At 42.1% G+C, this 15,736-nt stretch carries 17 protein-coding genes; 5 read left to right on the forward strand and 12 right to left on the reverse strand.

Annotated elements, in window-relative coordinates; translation table 11 throughout:
* Positions 1-28 precede the first annotated feature (28 nt).
* Positions 29-880, forward strand: coding sequence for a phosphosulfolactate synthase (locus A6J77_RS03350; RefSeq protein WP_003142301.1), 852 nt, complete (start codon positions 29-31; stop codon positions 878-880).
* Between the two features lie 104 nt (positions 881-984).
* On the forward strand, positions 985-2,364 hold the full coding sequence (locus A6J77_RS03355) for an MmgE/PrpD family protein (protein WP_003142302.1): 1,380 nt from the start codon (positions 985-987) through the stop codon (positions 2,362-2,364).
* A gap of 266 nt (positions 2,365-2,630) precedes the next feature.
* Here A6J77_RS03355 and mscL read toward each other — a convergent pair whose 3' ends face one another.
* From mscL to A6J77_RS03385, 6 genes are all read right to left on the reverse strand, one after another.
* Positions 2,631-3,026, reverse strand: a complete 396-nt coding sequence (gene mscL / locus A6J77_RS03360) for a large conductance mechanosensitive channel protein MscL (protein ID WP_039935958.1) — start codon at positions 3,024-3,026, stop codon at positions 2,631-2,633.
* Positions 3,027-3,160: 134 nt separating this feature from the next.
* On the reverse strand, positions 3,161-4,087 hold the full coding sequence (locus tag A6J77_RS03365; protein WP_227645111.1) for a YdcF family protein: 927 nt from the start codon (positions 4,085-4,087) through the stop codon (positions 3,161-3,163).
* Positions 4,088-4,206: 119 nt separating this feature from the next.
* A complete protein-coding gene (gene rsmI, locus A6J77_RS03370; RefSeq protein ID WP_039935959.1) occupies positions 4,207-5,103 on the reverse strand; it encodes a 16S rRNA (cytidine(1402)-2'-O)-methyltransferase in 897 nt (298 codons plus the stop codon).
* 4 nt (positions 5,104-5,107) lie between these two features.
* The gene (locus A6J77_RS03375) at positions 5,108-5,488 is read right to left on the reverse strand and encodes a GIY-YIG nuclease family protein (protein ID WP_083068208.1); all 381 of its coding nucleotides are present in this window, start codon (positions 5,486-5,488) and stop codon (positions 5,108-5,110) included.
* The gene (locus A6J77_RS03380; protein ID WP_026465672.1) at positions 5,478-6,236 is read right to left on the reverse strand and encodes a tRNA1(Val) (adenine(37)-N6)-methyltransferase; all 759 of its coding nucleotides are present in this window, start codon (positions 6,234-6,236) and stop codon (positions 5,478-5,480) included. Before A6J77_RS03380 ends, A6J77_RS03375 begins: the two co-directional genes overlap by 11 nt.
* On the reverse strand, positions 6,236-6,631 hold the full coding sequence (locus A6J77_RS03385; protein WP_016897868.1) for an initiation-control protein YabA: 396 nt from the start codon (positions 6,629-6,631) through the stop codon (positions 6,236-6,238). Before A6J77_RS03385 ends, A6J77_RS03380 begins: the two co-directional genes overlap by 1 nt.
* Positions 6,632-6,988: 357 nt before the next feature.
* On the opposite strand from A6J77_RS03385, the gene A6J77_RS03390 reads away from it, so the two are divergent.
* The 3 genes from A6J77_RS03390 to A6J77_RS03400 all read left to right on the forward strand — a co-directional run bounded on the left by A6J77_RS03390 (position 6,989) and on the right by A6J77_RS03400 (position 9,703).
* Positions 6,989-7,879, forward strand: a complete 891-nt coding sequence (locus tag A6J77_RS03390; protein WP_083068210.1) for a GNAT family N-acetyltransferase — start codon at positions 6,989-6,991, stop codon at positions 7,877-7,879.
* Between the two features lie 184 nt (positions 7,880-8,063).
* Positions 8,064-9,080: a biotin--[acetyl-CoA-carboxylase] ligase gene (locus A6J77_RS03395; RefSeq protein ID WP_083068217.1), complete on the forward strand. Its 1,017-nt coding sequence runs from the start codon at positions 8,064-8,066 to the stop codon at positions 9,078-9,080.
* A 107-nt stretch (positions 9,081-9,187) separates the two neighbouring features.
* The gene (locus A6J77_RS03400) at positions 9,188-9,703 is read left to right on the forward strand and encodes a biotin transporter BioY (protein ID WP_083068219.1); all 516 of its coding nucleotides are present in this window, start codon (positions 9,188-9,190) and stop codon (positions 9,701-9,703) included.
* A gap of 56 nt (positions 9,704-9,759) precedes the next feature.
* Here the strand turns inward: A6J77_RS03400 and A6J77_RS03405 are convergent, their stop codons facing one another.
* From A6J77_RS03405 to dnaX, 6 genes are all read right to left on the reverse strand, one after another.
* A complete protein-coding gene (locus tag A6J77_RS03405) occupies positions 9,760-10,665 on the reverse strand; it encodes a helix-turn-helix domain-containing protein (protein WP_083068220.1) in 906 nt (301 codons plus the stop codon).
* Between the two features lie 158 nt (positions 10,666-10,823).
* On the reverse strand, positions 10,824-11,837 hold the full coding sequence (gene holB, locus A6J77_RS03410; protein WP_083068222.1) for a DNA polymerase III subunit delta': 1,014 nt from the start codon (positions 11,835-11,837) through the stop codon (positions 10,824-10,826).
* Positions 11,838-11,894: 57 nt separating this feature from the next.
* Complete coding sequence (gene tmk, locus A6J77_RS03415) at positions 11,895-12,554, reverse strand: dTMP kinase (protein WP_083068224.1); 660 nt, start codon at positions 12,552-12,554, stop codon at positions 11,895-11,897.
* Positions 12,555-12,584: 30 nt separating this feature from the next.
* Positions 12,585-13,184: a recombination mediator RecR gene (gene recR / locus A6J77_RS03420; RefSeq protein WP_003141630.1), complete on the reverse strand. Its 600-nt coding sequence runs from the start codon at positions 13,182-13,184 to the stop codon at positions 12,585-12,587.
* Positions 13,185-13,397: 213 nt separating this feature from the next.
* The gene (locus tag A6J77_RS03425) at positions 13,398-13,712 is read right to left on the reverse strand and encodes a YbaB/EbfC family nucleoid-associated protein (RefSeq protein WP_083068226.1); all 315 of its coding nucleotides are present in this window, start codon (positions 13,710-13,712) and stop codon (positions 13,398-13,400) included.
* A 75-nt stretch (positions 13,713-13,787) separates the two neighbouring features.
* Positions 13,788-15,635 (reverse strand): DNA polymerase III subunit gamma/tau, encoded by a 1,848-nt coding sequence (gene dnaX, locus A6J77_RS03430; RefSeq protein WP_083068233.1) that lies wholly within the window; start codon positions 15,633-15,635, stop codon positions 13,788-13,790.
* Positions 15,636-15,736 lie beyond the last annotated feature (101 nt).

A 15,736-nucleotide genomic window follows, 5' to 3' on the forward strand; every position in this document is an offset into this window, starting at 1 on the left:
CTGGTTTACGAAAGGGAAAGTGATTACTATGGGAAACAACACTGATTTAAACAACAAAGAAGCATTTGCTAAAATTAAACATAACAACCGTCAAGCAAAACCACGTACACGCGGGATTACAGAAATCCGTGGACCATACTATACGGTTATGGGTGAACGCTACTTACGCGATGTGTTAGAAACAATGGGTGAACATGTAGATATCTTGAAATTTGCTGGTGGTTCTTTCACCTTAATGCCTGAAGAAGAATTGATTAAAATTTTAGACTTGGCGCATGAATATGGTGTCAAAGTATCTACAGGTGGATTCATGGAATATGTTTTAACACAAGGAATCGAAGCGGTAGACTACTACATTAGCGAATGTAAACGTGTTGGTTTTGACATCATTGAAATCTCTACAGGATTTATTACCATGCCAACTGATGATATTGTCCGTTTAGTAGAACGCGTGCAAGATGCAGGTCTATTAGCCAAACCAGAAATCGGTGTGCAATTTGGTTCAGGTGGTACCAACACAATCGAACAAAATGAAGCAGCCGGTCTACTTGATCCAGCTCAAGCGATCGAAGTAGGTAAACGTTGTTTAGAAGCTGGGGCTTACATGTTGATGATCGAGTCTGAAGGAATCACTGAAAGTGTGGCTAGCTGGAGAACAGAAATTGCTACCCGTTTCGCTTCAGAATTAGGTACTGAAAAAGTCATGTTTGAAGCAGCTGATCCGGATGTATTCTCTTGGTACATTAAAAACTACGGTCCAGACGTGAACTTGTTCGTTGACCATAGTCAAATCGTACAATTAGAAGGTATTCGTCGCGGTATCTGGGGTAACAACGAATTATTCGGCCGTGTAATTACCTTAAACGACGGTAAAAACTAAGTAGTCATATAAACGTCAACTATAAGGGGTGTGCGTTTTTGACCATACCCTTCTTATATATCTATATAGAAAATAGACTGAATAACATATCGGAGGTCGAATAGATGTCAAATGATAAACAAACATTGGTTCAACAACTTGCAAGCTGGGTAGAAAGCCGTAGCTATGATGACTTATCAGATGAAGCCATTAAAGTATTAAAATTACGTCTCTTAGATAGTATCGGAGTCGGGATCGGCGCCTTAGAAGGCCAACCCGTGAAAGATATCCGCAAGATGACAGAAGATTTAGGTGGCGCCCCACTAGTAACCTTACTTGGTGGCGGTAAATCCAGTCCTGACTACGCAACCTTTTATAACGGGGCGGCTATCCGTTATTTAGACTACAACGATTCATACCTAGCGAAAAACGAAACCTGCCACCCATCTGACAATATTGCCCCAGTATTAGCCGCCACTGAATACGCTGGTGGTAGTGGGAAAGACTTCTTACTTGGCTTAGGCATCGCCTACCAAGTCCAAACCCGCTTATCTGACGTTGCCCCTGTACGAGACCATGGTTTTGACCATACCGTACAAGGGAGTTACGGTGCCGCTGCAGGTGCGGCCGCTGCCTTGAAATTAGACGCTGATAAGACCGCAAATGCGATTGCCATTGCAGGTACAGGCTACAATTCATTGCGGGTGACTAGAACCGGTGCCCTATCTCACTGGAAAGGGTTGGCTTATCCAAACACGGCCATGGGTGCTATGCATGCGACTTTACTCGCTAGCTACGGCATTACTGGACCTAAAGAAGTATTTGAAGGAAACAAAGGATTCATGGATTCGATTGCTGGTAAATTTGATATCGACTGGTCGAAAGAAGATTTAAACCGGGTAACCAAAACCATCACCAAACGCTACAATGCTGAAATTCATTCCCAATCTTCTATTGAAGGTTTGTTGGAATTGAAAGACGCAGAAAATATTGCCGCTGATGACATTAAGGAAATTCGCTTGTACACCTTTGATGTGGCCTTCAATATTATCGGTGGTGGCGAGGAAGGTGGCAAAAAGAACATCCAATTCAAAGAGGAAGCAGACCATTCACTACCTTACATGCTCGCTGTCGCCTACTTAGACGGACAAGTTATGCCTGACCAATACGAACCAGCCCGCATTACTAGTTCAGACGTTCAAGACCTCTTACAAAAAGTCCATGTTGAACCAGTTCAAGCATACAGCGACCGTTTCCCAGCAGAAATGGCTTGCCGTATTGAACTAGAAACCAAAGACGGCCAAGTATTTGAAATTGAGAAAAATGACTACCACGGCTTCAACACCCACCCTGCCGATTGGGACGTCTTAATGGAAAAATACAAGGGTCTTACAAGTAAAATCGATGCTGACCTAGCAGATAAGATTGCTGCTACCATCAAAGATATCGAAAACGTTGATATCTGCGTCTTAACTGACTTACTAGGACAAGTGAAAGTCAAATAAGTACATTATGCCAACTAAAAAAAGCCTAGCTGAGTATACTTACATACTCAGCTAGGCCTTTTACTTTATTCAAAATAGATGAAGGTAGATTAAAGGACGGCGCCTAAAATCGGGCTCACACCTTATAGTCGAGCTCGAGGATCTCGCATCCTAAAATCGGACTCGCTTTGGCAGTCAGGTGTTCACTTCAGGAATATTTGCAGCAAGTAAACTTGCTACGGCATATTCCTTCCAGTGCTACCTGCCTAAACGCCAAAGCTCACACCTTAATTATTATTTTGTTCTTTTAATAAGTCACGGATTTCTGTTAATAGTAATTCTTGGCTATCAACAAGTGCTACCTCGTCGTCTTCTTCAACACCATCTTTTTCGAATTGGCTCTTCAATGATGCTACAGCTTTCATGACGAAGAATAATACCAATGCGATAATTAAGAATGTGATCACTGCTTGGATGAAGTTACCTATAGTTAATACAGCTGAACCTAACTGAACTGTGATAGATGTAAAATCTGTTGACCCCAAAAATAATCCAACAAATGGCATAATAATATCATTTACTAATGAGTTCACGATAGTAGTAAAAGCAGTCGCCATTACAACCCCGATTGCCATATCTAAAACGTTACCTTTAGCGATAAAATCGCGGAATTCTTTTAACATTTTTGTTTCCTCCCCTAAATAAAATATGATTAATAATACATAACTTATTAAACCATATCTCTTATTTTTTGTAAAAAAATAGCCTAAAACCATACAAAAAAGTACAATTCCAAGCTAAATGTTTCAATATTGTATTAAAAATGTACGAAATTAATGACCCCCAAACCAATCATCAAGCAAGAAACCGCCAGATGTAGCTTTCGGTGCATGAAAATAATGGCCACAAACTCCCGCACCCAATTTAAAATCCGCTCCATCATCGTCGCCTGAGCACCCACACCAGACATCTGGTACAAGCCCTCCATATTCGCGTACAACTGACTGCGATATAAATGGTAAGATGACGTCACAAAGACCGCTTTCGTCGTTTTCAACTGCTTCACATTCGCCTGCATAATCCCTTTTGCATAAATAAAATTCTCATGGGTATTTCGCGCCTGGTCCTCAAGCAAAATCATCTCAGGTGGCACCCCATGGTCCACCAAATAATCGGCCATAATCCGCGCCTCACTCACCTGCGACTCCGCCCCAGTCGACGTCCCGCTCACGATAATCCGTGGTACCGATTGAAATTGGAACTGTTGCCGCTCGATATAATCCACTGCCATATCCAACCGACTCTCCAAAACACTCGAAGGCTTCCCGTCCTTAGACAACTGTTCCCCTAAAATGACCACAAAATCCTGTTGGCTCTCATCCTCCAACAAGGTCAATCGCAAGGTTACCACCAAATAATTGACGAAAGCGAGCACGAAATAGGCCATCGCAAACTGGAAGACCCTTACCACTTCCTGGTGAAAAAGGGTCGAGTAGAAGAAGCTGGCAACATATTGGAAGACAGTCCCGCCAATCAATACAGCAGCCAGTAGTAAACCTACCGTCAACTGCAATTTTGACTTTTCAATCCGATAGACTTTCAAAGCATAGGAAATCATCCCGATCCCAAAAATCATGGTAAATAAAGGCGCTAATAACCGGACATACCTGTCCAACCAATAAAAGACATGTTGGAAGAAGGGATGGTTGTTAAAAGTCGGATCATTTAAAATCGCGAAAAACAAAATAATAAAACCCGCTAAAAACAGGAAATTATCCACCAAATTCCTTGGTGCAATCACTAAAATGACGATGCCAACAAGAAAACATGTCAGCGCTATGAGATATGGAATCATAAAGCCTCCTAGATTTCGTGGTAAGCAGCGTACACGTCCCGCTTATTCACGCCCGTTTGCTTGGCCACTTGTTTAATGGCATCCTTTGTCGACAAGTCTTTTTGCCCCATCCACCAGTCCACCTGGTCTTTCAAGGACATCTCCTCTAAAGCATCCTGCAACATCGTTGCTTCAGTCACTGGCGCATCGTTACCCGCAATATAGAAGCAAATCTCACCTTTAATCGGTCCATTTTGGTCAAAATGCACAGCCAAATCATCCAGGCTGCCTCGGTTAAACTCTTCAAACTTCTTAGTTAACTCCCGTACCACTACCGCAGACCGGTCAGGACCGAAGGCATCTCGGCAATCCTCAAGAGTTTGCACCAAGCGGTAAGGCGATTCATAAAACATCATCGTGTAGGGAAAATTCACCAGGTCATCCAAGAAAGCCTTTTTCTCAGACTTCTTACGCGGCAAAAATCCAATAAAGGCAAACTGATTCGTATCCAAACCTGACGCCACCAGCCCCGTTAAGGCCGCATTAGCCCCCGGAAGCGGCACAACCCGAATACCTTCTGCAATGGCTGCTTGCGCCAACTCAAATCCCGGATCAGAAATTGCTGGCATACCAGCATCCGACACCTGCGCCAAATTCTGCCCGTCCTTCAGCATAGCTAAAATTTGTGGAATCCGCGCCTGACTATTGTGTTGGTGGTAAGACATCTGGCCTGTCGTCACTTCGAAATGATTCAACAATTTCTGCGTATTTCGCGTATCCTCCGCTAGAATTATCTCCACAGACTTCAACGTATTGACCGCACGAAAGGTCATATCCTCCAAATTCCCAATCGGCGTTGGCACCAAATACAAGGTCCCAAACCCTTCATTCTCCTGCTTTGTAAATGAATGTTGTACCTGAACCATGCCCTCACTCCTCATCTTTAACTGTTTTTTCTTTGTCCGGCAAAAAGGGTAAACCACTCTCCACGCTGTCAGCCACCCGGTCCACCCACGCACTCGGTGGCCAAACCCGCTTGACCCCCTTATCACTAAGGAAGGCCTCCTTTTGACGCCGGGTCAACTGTTTAAACCGATACTCCGCTGACATGGCCCGCGACTTGGAGGTAAAAGGCTTGCTGTAAACCATATGAACTGGCCGACGCCCAGCTGCCTGAGTATACTTAGCCCCCTTACCTTGGTTATGCACCATTTCCCGACGATCAGGATCAGTCGTATAACCCGTATACAAGGTATTATCTGAACAGGCTAGCACATAGAAGTAGTGCCATTTTTCTGACTTATTCGCCATAAATTAACTGTCTCATCTCCGGTGTATATTCATCTGAAACGGTTTGGGTATAGAAAGGTGGCAAGACCCGCAATCCTTTATCGTGACCATCTTTCATGAATTCGAGCAAAATAGTTTTCGCTTCTTTACCTGGTTTAGGATAGATAAACTGCAGCCGCTTCAAAGTTAAATGGTATTGGTTACCTAAAACAATCAACTCACTCAACCGCTCAGGTCTATGGACAATATATAATTTACCACGGTTACGTAGGACAAACTGAGCCTGCTGGAAAATATCTTCCGCTGTCATGGCCACTTCATGACGCGCTAAGGTTTTCGCATCTAATAAATTGACCTTAGATTCATCATATTTTTTAAAATATGGTGGATTACAAGTCACTACATCCACAGAATCCTTTTTAAAGGCATCACGGACAGCTTTTAAATCCATCTGGTGAACCGTAATTTTGTCCGCCAAGTCATTATGTACCATCGATCGCTTGGCCATGTCTGCTACTTGAGGTTGAATTTCAATCCCATGAATCTGGGTTTTATCACTCGTTTTAGCCGACAGTAATAAAGGAATCACCCCATTACCCGAACAAAAATCAATGACCTGTTTCACCCGGCTCGAAGACACCTGGGCAAAATGCGCCAATAAAATTGCGTCTACTGAAAAGGAGAAGGTCAGGTCACTTTGAATAATTTCAAGATTTTGCGGAATTAGGGCATCCAACCGTTCGCCTGCTTGTAATAAGGGTGTCTCCATTAGCCTTGATTCCCCTCACCAGCACGCTCACCATACAGAATATCTAAACAGAACATGCACTGCTCGTCATTTCCACGGCGTTGGCCGTAGGAAATATTGCAAATATGGAAGCCATCTTCGTAGATATTCATAAGATTTTGACGGGCTTTTGACATCACCTGTGGCGTATCCTCGTCAGCAGGTTCATCTGTTTTCGCAGTATTTTGCGATAAACTATCGTTTAATTCCGTTAACTCTTGTACCCGTTCACGTAAATAAAAATTTTCCATTTTCAAGTTATGGGAAGAAATCAATAATTTGTCCCATTCCTCATTGATAGCATCAATTTTTTCAATCATCCCCTGCAAATCACTCTTCAATGCAGTAATTTCTTCTGCTACATGATGTTCATCCACGTTCCCACACCTACTTTCTACTAGTCATCCTATACCTGTTTAGCCAAAGCCTATTTGGCTATCGAATCATTTCAGTTAAAACGCAATATCTACGCTTTTTTCACTCTCCATGATACCACATGATGTGGCTAACCTAAATGAAAACTTCATTTTCAACTAGCGTCAATTATAGCACACCTGTTCGGTTTTTGATTAGTAATTACGCTAAATCCAACTCAAGTAAATCATATTTTCACTGAGGAGCTAGCAAGTTATACCTAACCAGCACGATTTATTTTCCTAAACGATTAGTCTAAGCTGTGCTAAAATAGGAACAATAATATAGACAAAATTTTACGCAAGGAACGGAGCACACTCATGCAAGCATTTACCTTTGACAATATGTTTACCCTAGCTGATACCTACGATGAAACCGAATTATACTATTTCATTGGTAATCGCAAGGTCCCTAGCATGTATAGTAACAACAAAATCGTCCTAGATTTCGTCCCTACAGCCGAAGAATTAGATATTCTAGAAGACAATTTTCTAGATTACGCTTATGACTTAAACCTCGCCTACTACAGCTTCGTACTACCTATGAATCAACCACTAGCCCCGGACCTATTCGCTTCAATCGGTGAAGTGGGCTATGAAATTTCCCTAACCAAGTTGATGGTGCTAGATCCCTCTGACTTCAAAGCTACAACAAAAGCCAAAGATACCTACGGCGACCGTCTCGTCTTAAAAGAAGTAGATCCTTCTATTGAACAAGACTACTTTAATTTCAACCAAGTCTTTGATAAAGCGATTGATGACTCAGGCCAATTTGCAACACAAAAGTTAAATTATTACCCATGGTTTTTAGCGGAAAATAATACTACTGCGCTAGCTGTCTATATCGATGACAAATTAGTCGCTATTACAGACATCATCCGCCTAGCACACGCCTATGAAATTGATAATTTCCAAGTTTTAGACGATTACCAGCGTCAAGGAATCGGTTCACTCTTCCAACAATGGGTATGTGATAAAGCCCTAGCTGAAGGTAAAATGGTTATCCTGTCTGCTGATGCTGACGATACCCCTTATGACATGTATGTAAAACAAGGCTACCAAGACCAGGGTATGCAAATTGGGCTAAATCGAAAAATCGAAGCCCCCATCATTGAAGACATCCAAACTTACCAAGCTGACCCAGTTGCTTATATGCTTGAAAATGCTTCTTTTGATGACTTTGATGAATTCGAAGCATTTGAAGATGAATAAAAGAAGTATTACAAAAACCCTTTAAACGTGTTAAATCTTTTGATTCACTAGCGTCGAAAATACATGAATAAAGGGTTTTTATTCTACGTTTAAGTATAGTTCGTCACCCGTATTTAAAAATCAGTTGACAATATATAATTAACTTGCTAATCTAATGCTTGTATAAAAAGAAAGGACACATGTCATGACAGTTAAAGCAAAGTTATTGGCCTACCTATTAGACCATCCTGGACATTTTCATACTGGACCAGAATTAGCCGACCACTTCCAAGTCAGTCGCAACGCTGTTTGGAAAGCTGTGAAGCAACTAGAAACTGAAGGATATGAAATTATCCGTCACCCTAAAAATGGCTATGCCTTAGAAAACCTAAACCATGCCATTGATCCTAGCCAAATTAGCCATGGCTTACAAAACGTTTGGCCAGAGTTAAAGGTTTACTACCAAGAATCTACCTCGTCAACCAATGACCTTGGCCGTAAACATGCAGCAGATCACCCTAACCAGCCTGCCCTCTTTATTTCGAGTAAGCAAACAGTTGGACGTGGCCGTCGCGGTCGTACTTTTTATTCATCTCTTAGCCAAGGACTTTACTTTTCATTAGTGATGACGCCTCCAAGTGGTGTCAATAATGACCTGGTCGCTTCAATGACCATAGCTTCTGCTTCAGCCTATGCAGAAACATTATCTAGCTATTTATCTGATGATGTCATGATTAAGTGGGTGAATGACCTATTTTATCAAGGGAAAAAGGTTGTCGGTATCCTAACTGAAGCAACCTTTGATATGGAAAGTCAGACCATTTCACATTTGGTACTAGGGATTGGGTCTAACCTTGCGGGTGACTTTGCCAAAGAAAATGCAGAAAATCAATCCGTTGCAGGTACCTTATTTGGATCACAATTACCAAGAACATTTAATACGAACGATTTAATTACAAACTTTGTAATTAAATTTAAATCCTACTATGATGATTTATCTAGTCTGGCTTTCTTGGACTATTACCGCAGTCACTTATTAGGTAAAAACCAATGGGTTAACTATACAGAAAACCACGAAAACTACCGTGGTAAAATCCTTGGTGTAACAGAACTTGGTCATCTTTCAATTGAAACACCTGAAGGTAAAGTACGAACCCTTGTATCTGGCGAAGTGTCTTTCTCTAGTCAGCAATTCGCCGACCAAAAGCGTACTGAAACTTAACTATAGCAACAACTTTTGGATGTGTGATCATTTAGCACACATCCATGTATAAAATAAATGGTCAACCGTAAATAAAATACGGTTGACTCAATAAAAAGGAGAACAATATGACAAAATCATCTACTTACTACTGGGTACTTTCAGCACTTATGAGCGTAATTACATTCATTGCTTCATATGTTGTTGTACCATTCGGTGCAATTCCTTTCACACTACAGACCTTAGCGGTTATTTTAACAGGTTTATTACTACCAAGAAAATATGCAGCAGTTGCTATGCTATTAAACGCCATTCTTTTATTTATGTTTAAAGGTGCCTTTATTTACAGCCCTTCTTTTGGTTTTATCATCGGCTTTATTGTAGCCATGATTTTTGCCAGTCAAAATCCAGCCCTTGAAAATGGTTGGAAAGTATTAACCATGCGTGCAATTATTATGAATGTCATCATATTCTTATGTGGTTTAACATACATGTACTTGGCACTGAATTTCTTACTAGATTCACCAATCACTTGGATGCAAACACTTATGTCAGGTATGATTATTTTCCTACCAACTGATATCATTAAAAATTTAGCGGCCATTTCTCTAGCTTTAGCCTTGAAGAAACGATTAGCCCTATAGAAATAGCCCTTACATTATGATAAAAAGGCCGAGACTTAACCGTCTCGGCCTTTTTATCATAATGTATGCGAACTTGAACTCTCACCATCTTTACCATCATTTGATACTGAAATAGTAAGGATAGTTTGATAGCAAGATAATTCATCTCGGTGCATTTTAGCAAATGGTGGGTCAAATAGTTCAAAAACTTGGATGGCTTTATGACACTTACTTAATCCTTCATCCGATTGTCCTTCAACAATTTTGATAATCCCATATAAAAATAAAAGTCGATTTTTGAAATAATAAGCATTTGTGCTAAGTTCAGATTGGACTTCAGCTACGATATCTTTCACTTCTTCAGTCCGCCCTGACCGTAAACGGTCAAAGCATACATTGATTAGAATGCTGAACAAGTGACTTTTGATAGCGTCTGTGTCTTGTAGAGTAGGCAGTTTTTTAACCATTTCATGGACTAATAAGTCTTGCAAAGGCATTGTTAATCCTCTAAGGGAATTCCCTAATAAAATCACTTCATAAGTTGTCCAGATTGAACAATTCAAAATGTAATCGCTAATGGCTACCTTATCTGCTTCAGCAATCTCAACCTCAGTTAAATCATTTAGTAACAGTTTCGTCATAATGGCATTGTATCTAAACAATACCTGGTTGGTTTCAAGGTACAATTTTTCATGGGTTTGTATAATCACTTTCAATGCAGCAATATCGCCTTGTTTATAAGCACTATCAATTTCTTCAATATATAATTTATATGGACTATCGAATTTCTCAATAGCAGCAATAAATTCTGAAAAGGATATACCTAGATTATGAACTAAGTTCACCAAATGATGAATTGTGATACTAGATTCACCACGTTCGAATTTTGAGAGTTGGGAATAAGAAATCTCCCCGGTGGTTGCATCCTTTAAGGTTAACCCTCGCTCCATTCTTAAATCTCTATATATTGTACCAATGTTCACGCTGTTGCTCCTTTGTAATATATGACAATAAATAAAATTTTCCCATAACTCTGCTATATTCTAACAAAAAGGAGACGAAATCATGAAACAAAAGTTCTTATCTTTACTAGCAGCTACCTCTATCTTTGGTACTATTGGTGTCTTATAAAGATTTAAGTCTATTTCTTCCAGTAGGCTAATACCATATATTCCATAGCGGACTGTACACTCACATTTGATTGAATCATCCGCTGTGCTTGCCCTACTAAATGTAGGGCTTTTGTTGCTTCTTCGACCGTAATCTTAGCCAGCATGCCTTGGTATTTACCAAAGTCATTAGGGAAGACCAATTGTGCTTGATTGTCTTGTCCCTGATCTGCATGCAGGAGTAAATATAATAAATCATGGAAATGAAAGGCCACTAGATTTAGGGCCTGAATCATATCCGCCCTACCCTTAGGACCCTTCATCCAGTCTGACGCCACCATGGTTAGACCACGAGGGTCCTTTTTCACGATTAAATCCACCCACTGCAAGGACCAGTTGAGTCGTTGCTGGAAATCTTCATTCTCTGCCAACGCCGTCGCTTCACCCACATCATTTGTTAAAGCAGTCAGAGTCGCCGCCATACTTGGCTTAATCCCCGCTTCCTCAAATAGGACTTGTAAGTCCACCTTGTTTAATTGGGGGAAATGAATCATCTGGCAACGAGACACAATCGTGGACAGGATCGCGTCCCTATTATTGGTGAGGAGGAAAATATAGACATTTTCATGTGGTTCCTCGATAAACTTCAACAAAGAGTTGGCTGCATTGACAGTCATTTTCTCTGCTTCATGGATAATAAAAATTTGGTTGTCTCCTTCAAGTGAGGACATGGACAACCGTTCTTTTAAATCTCTCGTCTGGTCAATTTTAATGGTATTCCCGTCCGGTTGAATATGAAAAACATCCGGATAGTCAGCGGACAATATCCGACGACAATGGTTACATGTCCCGCAAGGTATCCCCTTGTCAGCTGGATTGAGGCAATTCAAATAGGCCGCTAAATATAGGGCCATATCTTCTTGACCAGAACCTACCATGCCTTCAAAAATATAGGCGTGGCCAAGGCGGTTATTGACGAGGACCCGGTCCATCATAGCGGTTAAATCCGCTTGCTTCTTGGCGATATCAAAATGTTCGTGTGCCATTGATGGACTCCTTTCCATTGCTTTAAGGCGCTTTAAAGATTTGAATGTTTAGCTGAATTAACGAAATAAAGTTGGGAAATGGCTTTCTAAAATAGCCAAGGCATCCCGCTGCATACTTTCAGGGTCTTGGGTGGCATCAATAACTTGAATCCGTTCTGGAAAACGGTCTTTCAAGACGCCATACCCTTTATGAACCCGTTGATGGAAATCAATGGCTTCAACGTCCAGGCGGTTTTGTTCAGCCTGACTGCGGTTGGCTTGAATCCGGCGAATCCCCTCTTCAGCCGTAATATCTAAATACAAGGTCAAGTCGGGTTGGCGGCCATCTGTTGCGAATTGGTTGATGGCAATAATCCCCTCTTCCCCAATTTCACGACCGTAGCCTTGGTAGGCAATTGACGAGTCGACGAACCGGTCACATAAGACCATGTGCCCAGCTTCAAGTGCAGGCAGTACGGTATGGACTAAATGTTGACGACGGCTAGCTGCGTATAAAAGGGCTTCAGCTTTAGGATCTAGGGCCACATTTTCCGGACTTAAAATCACTTCTCTGATATCTTCCGCAATCGGGTCGCCACCTGGCTCGCGCGTCAGCTTTAAGGGTACAGCTAACTTGTCTTCAAGCTTTTGTGTCAGTCCCTGAATAAGGGTTGTTTTGCCTGCGCCATCGGGTCCTTCAACAGTAATAAATTTCCCAGAAAATTTTTGTGTATCCATGAGGTCTCCTTAAAATCTGTTATAGACTAGTTAATCGATGTCACGGCGGCCTTCAAGGGCACGCAATAGGGTCATCTCGTCCGCATACTCAATGTCACTGCCGACAGATAAACCATAAGCAATCCGCGATACTTGAATGCCTGCAGGTTTAATCAAACGAGACAGGTAGGTTGCGGTCGCTTCCCCTTCAGCTGTCGCATTGGTCGCCACAATCACTTCCTTGATCTGGTCATCTTGCAGACGGGTCAATAGAGGTTGGATATTCAAATCTTCCGGTCCAGTCCCTTCCATTGGTGACAAGACCCCGTGCAAGACATGGTAGAGGCCGTGATACTCACGCATTCGTTCCATAGACACCACATCACGCACCTGCTCCACCACTAAAATCCGTGACCGGTCGCGGTTTTCATCCGCACAGATTTCGCAAGGATCAGACTGGGTAATATTCCCACAAACTGAGCAATAACGTAGCTCACGCTTGGCATCTACCAAGGAAGACGCAAATTGAAGTACATCCGCCTCAGGCATGTCCAAGACGAAGAAGGCCAACCTTGACGCTGTCTTTGCGCCAATCCCTGGTAACTTACTAAAAGAATCGATTAACTTGGCAATTGGTTCTGGATATTGCATTCTCTACACCCCTGCATCTAACTTTCCTTACATTTTAAACCTTTTTGATAAAAGGATAACACGCTGACAAAATGAGACACCAACACTAGGTAGCTATGCTCATAATCTAACTGTCCCTGTCTGTAATACCCTATCTTATCAAAAATACCATGGATAGTCTCCTACCCATGGTAAAAAATGGTTGTTCATGGTCAACCATAAACTTTGTTTTGACTATAGTCCTGGGATACCTTTTGTATATTTACCCATAACGTTTGCAGTTTCAGTGTCTACTTTTTCAAGTCCGTTGTTGACTGCTTCAATCAATAAGTCCTGTAACATATCAACGTCTTCTGGATCGACTGCATCCGGTTTGATGTTGATTGCTTTCACACGGCGGTCACCTGTTACCGTCACATTCACCATGCCTGATGGTTCAGTCCCTTGAAACTCTTTTGTTTCAAGATTCTTTTGTTCTGACTCCATCTCTTGTTGCATCTTTTGCATTTTACGCATCATTTGTTGCATATTTGCCATTCCGCCTGCCATTTTATCGTCTCCTTTTAGCTTTTCATATTTTTTAACTTACATATTCATTGTCATTTTGGCATCAAGCCCCATGACCTAATCATCTATTATTGTAACATTATCCTTACCAAATAGTGAAGTTGCTTGATCGATCTGCTCTTGACGCAAACGAGATTCTTCATCATTCAATCCGTTCTCATCCAGCCCATCATCCACCGCTTCATCTTCCTGGGTAAAGGCCTCAGCATCCGTTGCCGACCCCTTAGTAGCCACTGCATCATTCCCCACCAAGTCGCCCAGTTCGCCATTCTTCATGGCTTGGACATAACTTTGACGGGCAGACTGCCATTGGTCGCTCGTTAAATAGTACATCTTCGTTGGATGACCTAATTGATTAGATAGCAACCGCTCAATTTCTTGACGGGTCTCCGTATCGTCATCCACCTTCTTGCACAAGATTTCATAATCAAACCGAACTACGAAGGCATTTGGTGATGCTGCCGCTGGGAAAGTTGCCTTTAATAAGGCCGCCTGCATACTTGGTAGACTCTCAATTAGACCTTCCCATAAATTAGCAATATCATTCAAGTCTTTCTTAGTCGCTTGATTTAAGACTTGGAAGACCTTCGTCAGATTTGGCGTAAAGGCCGTCGCATTCCCTGACCGCTTAGCCGGCTTACTTGGTGCAGGTTTAGCTGGCTCTTTGCTCCCATTTTGAACCTGTGCCGTTAAATTTGCCACTTGTTCTTGCAATTCAGCTAACGCTTGACTCACTTGCGTTGGCAAGACATGTTCACCTTCTTGGTTAGCCACCACTTGTTGGTTACCACTTTGACCAACAGCCGCCTGACCACCGATTTGACTGGCTACCTGGACCGTCGCGACCTCTAGATAGATCGTTGGTTGCAATGAAAAACGAATTTCTGCCTGTGTTTCTCGGAAGACTTTCATCATCTTATACAAGACATTCACATCAATCGTTTTCGCTAGACTATAAAAGGCTTCGTCATAACGTTGGGTCAAATCTTCAATTTCAGCCGTATCCGCCTTGGTTTCCTTGGCAATCATTAAATCACGCACAAAAACCAACTGCTCTTCCACAAAACGCGCCGCATCTTGACCACCAGCCATTAAAGCATGTAAGTGGTCTAAAGCTGCCGTCACTTGTCCATTAGCTAAGGCCTCCGTATATTCAACCAACTGCTCTTCAGACAAGGCCCCCGTTACCAAACGACTCGTTTCAAGTGATAAAGTCCCATCGGAAAAGGAAATCACCTGGTCTAACAAGGATAAGGCATCCCGCATCCCACCGTTCGCCGCACGGGCAATCACAGCTAAAGCGCCGTTCTCAAATTCAATCCCGTCTTGGTCTAAAATAAAAGCCATCCGGTCTTCAATCGATTGACGTGAAATGCGTTTAAAGTCAAAACGTTGGGTTCTTGAAATAATCGTTGCAGGTATCTTATGCGGCTCAGTCGTTGCTAATATAAAAATGACATTAGCTGGCGGTTCTTCTAAGGTTTTTAATAAAGCATTGAAAGCACCCGTTGAAAGCATGTGGACCTCATCAATGATATAGACCTTATATTGCGCTTCCGTTGGCGCATAGCGAACCTTATCACGGATATCACGAATCTCCTCAACCCCGTTGTTAGAAGCTGCATCGATTTCAATCACATCCGGCAAAGTGCCGTCCGTAATGGCCCGGCAAATCTCACATTCATTACATGGTTCCCCATCCACCTGGTTTGGACAGTTGATCGCTTTCGATAGAATTTTAGCCGCACTCGTCTTACCAGTACCTCTTGGACCCGTAAACAAGTAAGCGTGACTCGTTTTGCCAGTTCGAATGGCATTTTGCAGCGTACGCGCAACAGCCTCTTGGCCAACAATATCTCCAAATGTCTGCGGCCGCCAAACGCGGTATAATGCTTGGTAACTCATCGCTGCCTCCTTAAACTTGCTACATTTAATCATCTCGAACATTATAACATCAACTACTCTCTGTTAAAACAGAGAGTTTGTCCTAAACATGGTGGTTGTAC

Source organism: Aerococcus viridans, assembly GCF_002083135.2.
Taxonomy (GTDB): domain Bacteria; phylum Bacillota; class Bacilli; order Lactobacillales; family Aerococcaceae; genus Aerococcus; species Aerococcus viridans_C.

Excerpts from the sequence above, each read along its gene's own strand:
- A6J77_RS03390 (WP_083068210.1), top strand. The coding sequence starts at position 6,989 with ATGCAAGCATTTACCTTTGACAATATGTTTACCCTAGCTGATACCTAC.
- A6J77_RS03350 (WP_003142301.1), top strand. The coding sequence starts at position 29 with ATGGGAAACAACACTGATTTAAACAACAAAGAAGCATTTGCTAAAATT.
- A6J77_RS03400 (WP_083068219.1), top strand. The coding sequence starts at position 9,188 with ATGACAAAATCATCTACTTACTACTGGGTACTTTCAGCACTTATGAGC.
- A6J77_RS03375 (WP_083068208.1), bottom strand. The coding sequence starts at position 5,488 with ATGGCGAATAAGTCAGAAAAATGGCACTACTTCTATGTGCTAGCCTGT.
- recR (WP_003141630.1), bottom strand. The coding sequence starts at position 13,184 with ATGCAATATCCAGAACCAATTGCCAAGTTAATCGATTCTTTTAGTAAG.
- A6J77_RS03425 (WP_083068226.1), bottom strand. The coding sequence starts at position 13,712 with ATGGCAGGCGGAATGGCAAATATGCAACAAATGATGCGTAAAATGCAA.
- rsmI (WP_039935959.1), bottom strand. The coding sequence starts at position 5,103 with ATGGTTCAGGTACAACATTCATTTACAAAGCAGGAGAATGAAGGGTTT.
- tmk (WP_083068224.1), bottom strand. The coding sequence starts at position 12,554 with ATGGATACACAAAAATTTTCTGGGAAATTTATTACTGTTGAAGGACCC.
- A6J77_RS03395 (WP_083068217.1), top strand. The coding sequence starts at position 8,064 with ATGACAGTTAAAGCAAAGTTATTGGCCTACCTATTAGACCATCCTGGA.
- mscL (WP_039935958.1), bottom strand. The coding sequence starts at position 3,026 with ATGTTAAAAGAATTCCGCGATTTTATCGCTAAAGGTAACGTTTTAGAT.
- A6J77_RS03355 (WP_003142302.1), top strand. The coding sequence starts at position 985 with ATGTCAAATGATAAACAAACATTGGTTCAACAACTTGCAAGCTGGGTA.
- holB (WP_083068222.1), bottom strand. The coding sequence starts at position 11,837 with ATGGCACACGAACATTTTGATATCGCCAAGAAGCAAGCGGATTTAACC.
- dnaX (WP_083068233.1), bottom strand. The coding sequence starts at position 15,635 with ATGAGTTACCAAGCATTATACCGCGTTTGGCGGCCGCAGACATTTGGA.
- A6J77_RS03380 (WP_026465672.1), bottom strand. The coding sequence starts at position 6,236 with ATGGAGACACCCTTATTACAAGCAGGCGAACGGTTGGATGCCCTAATT.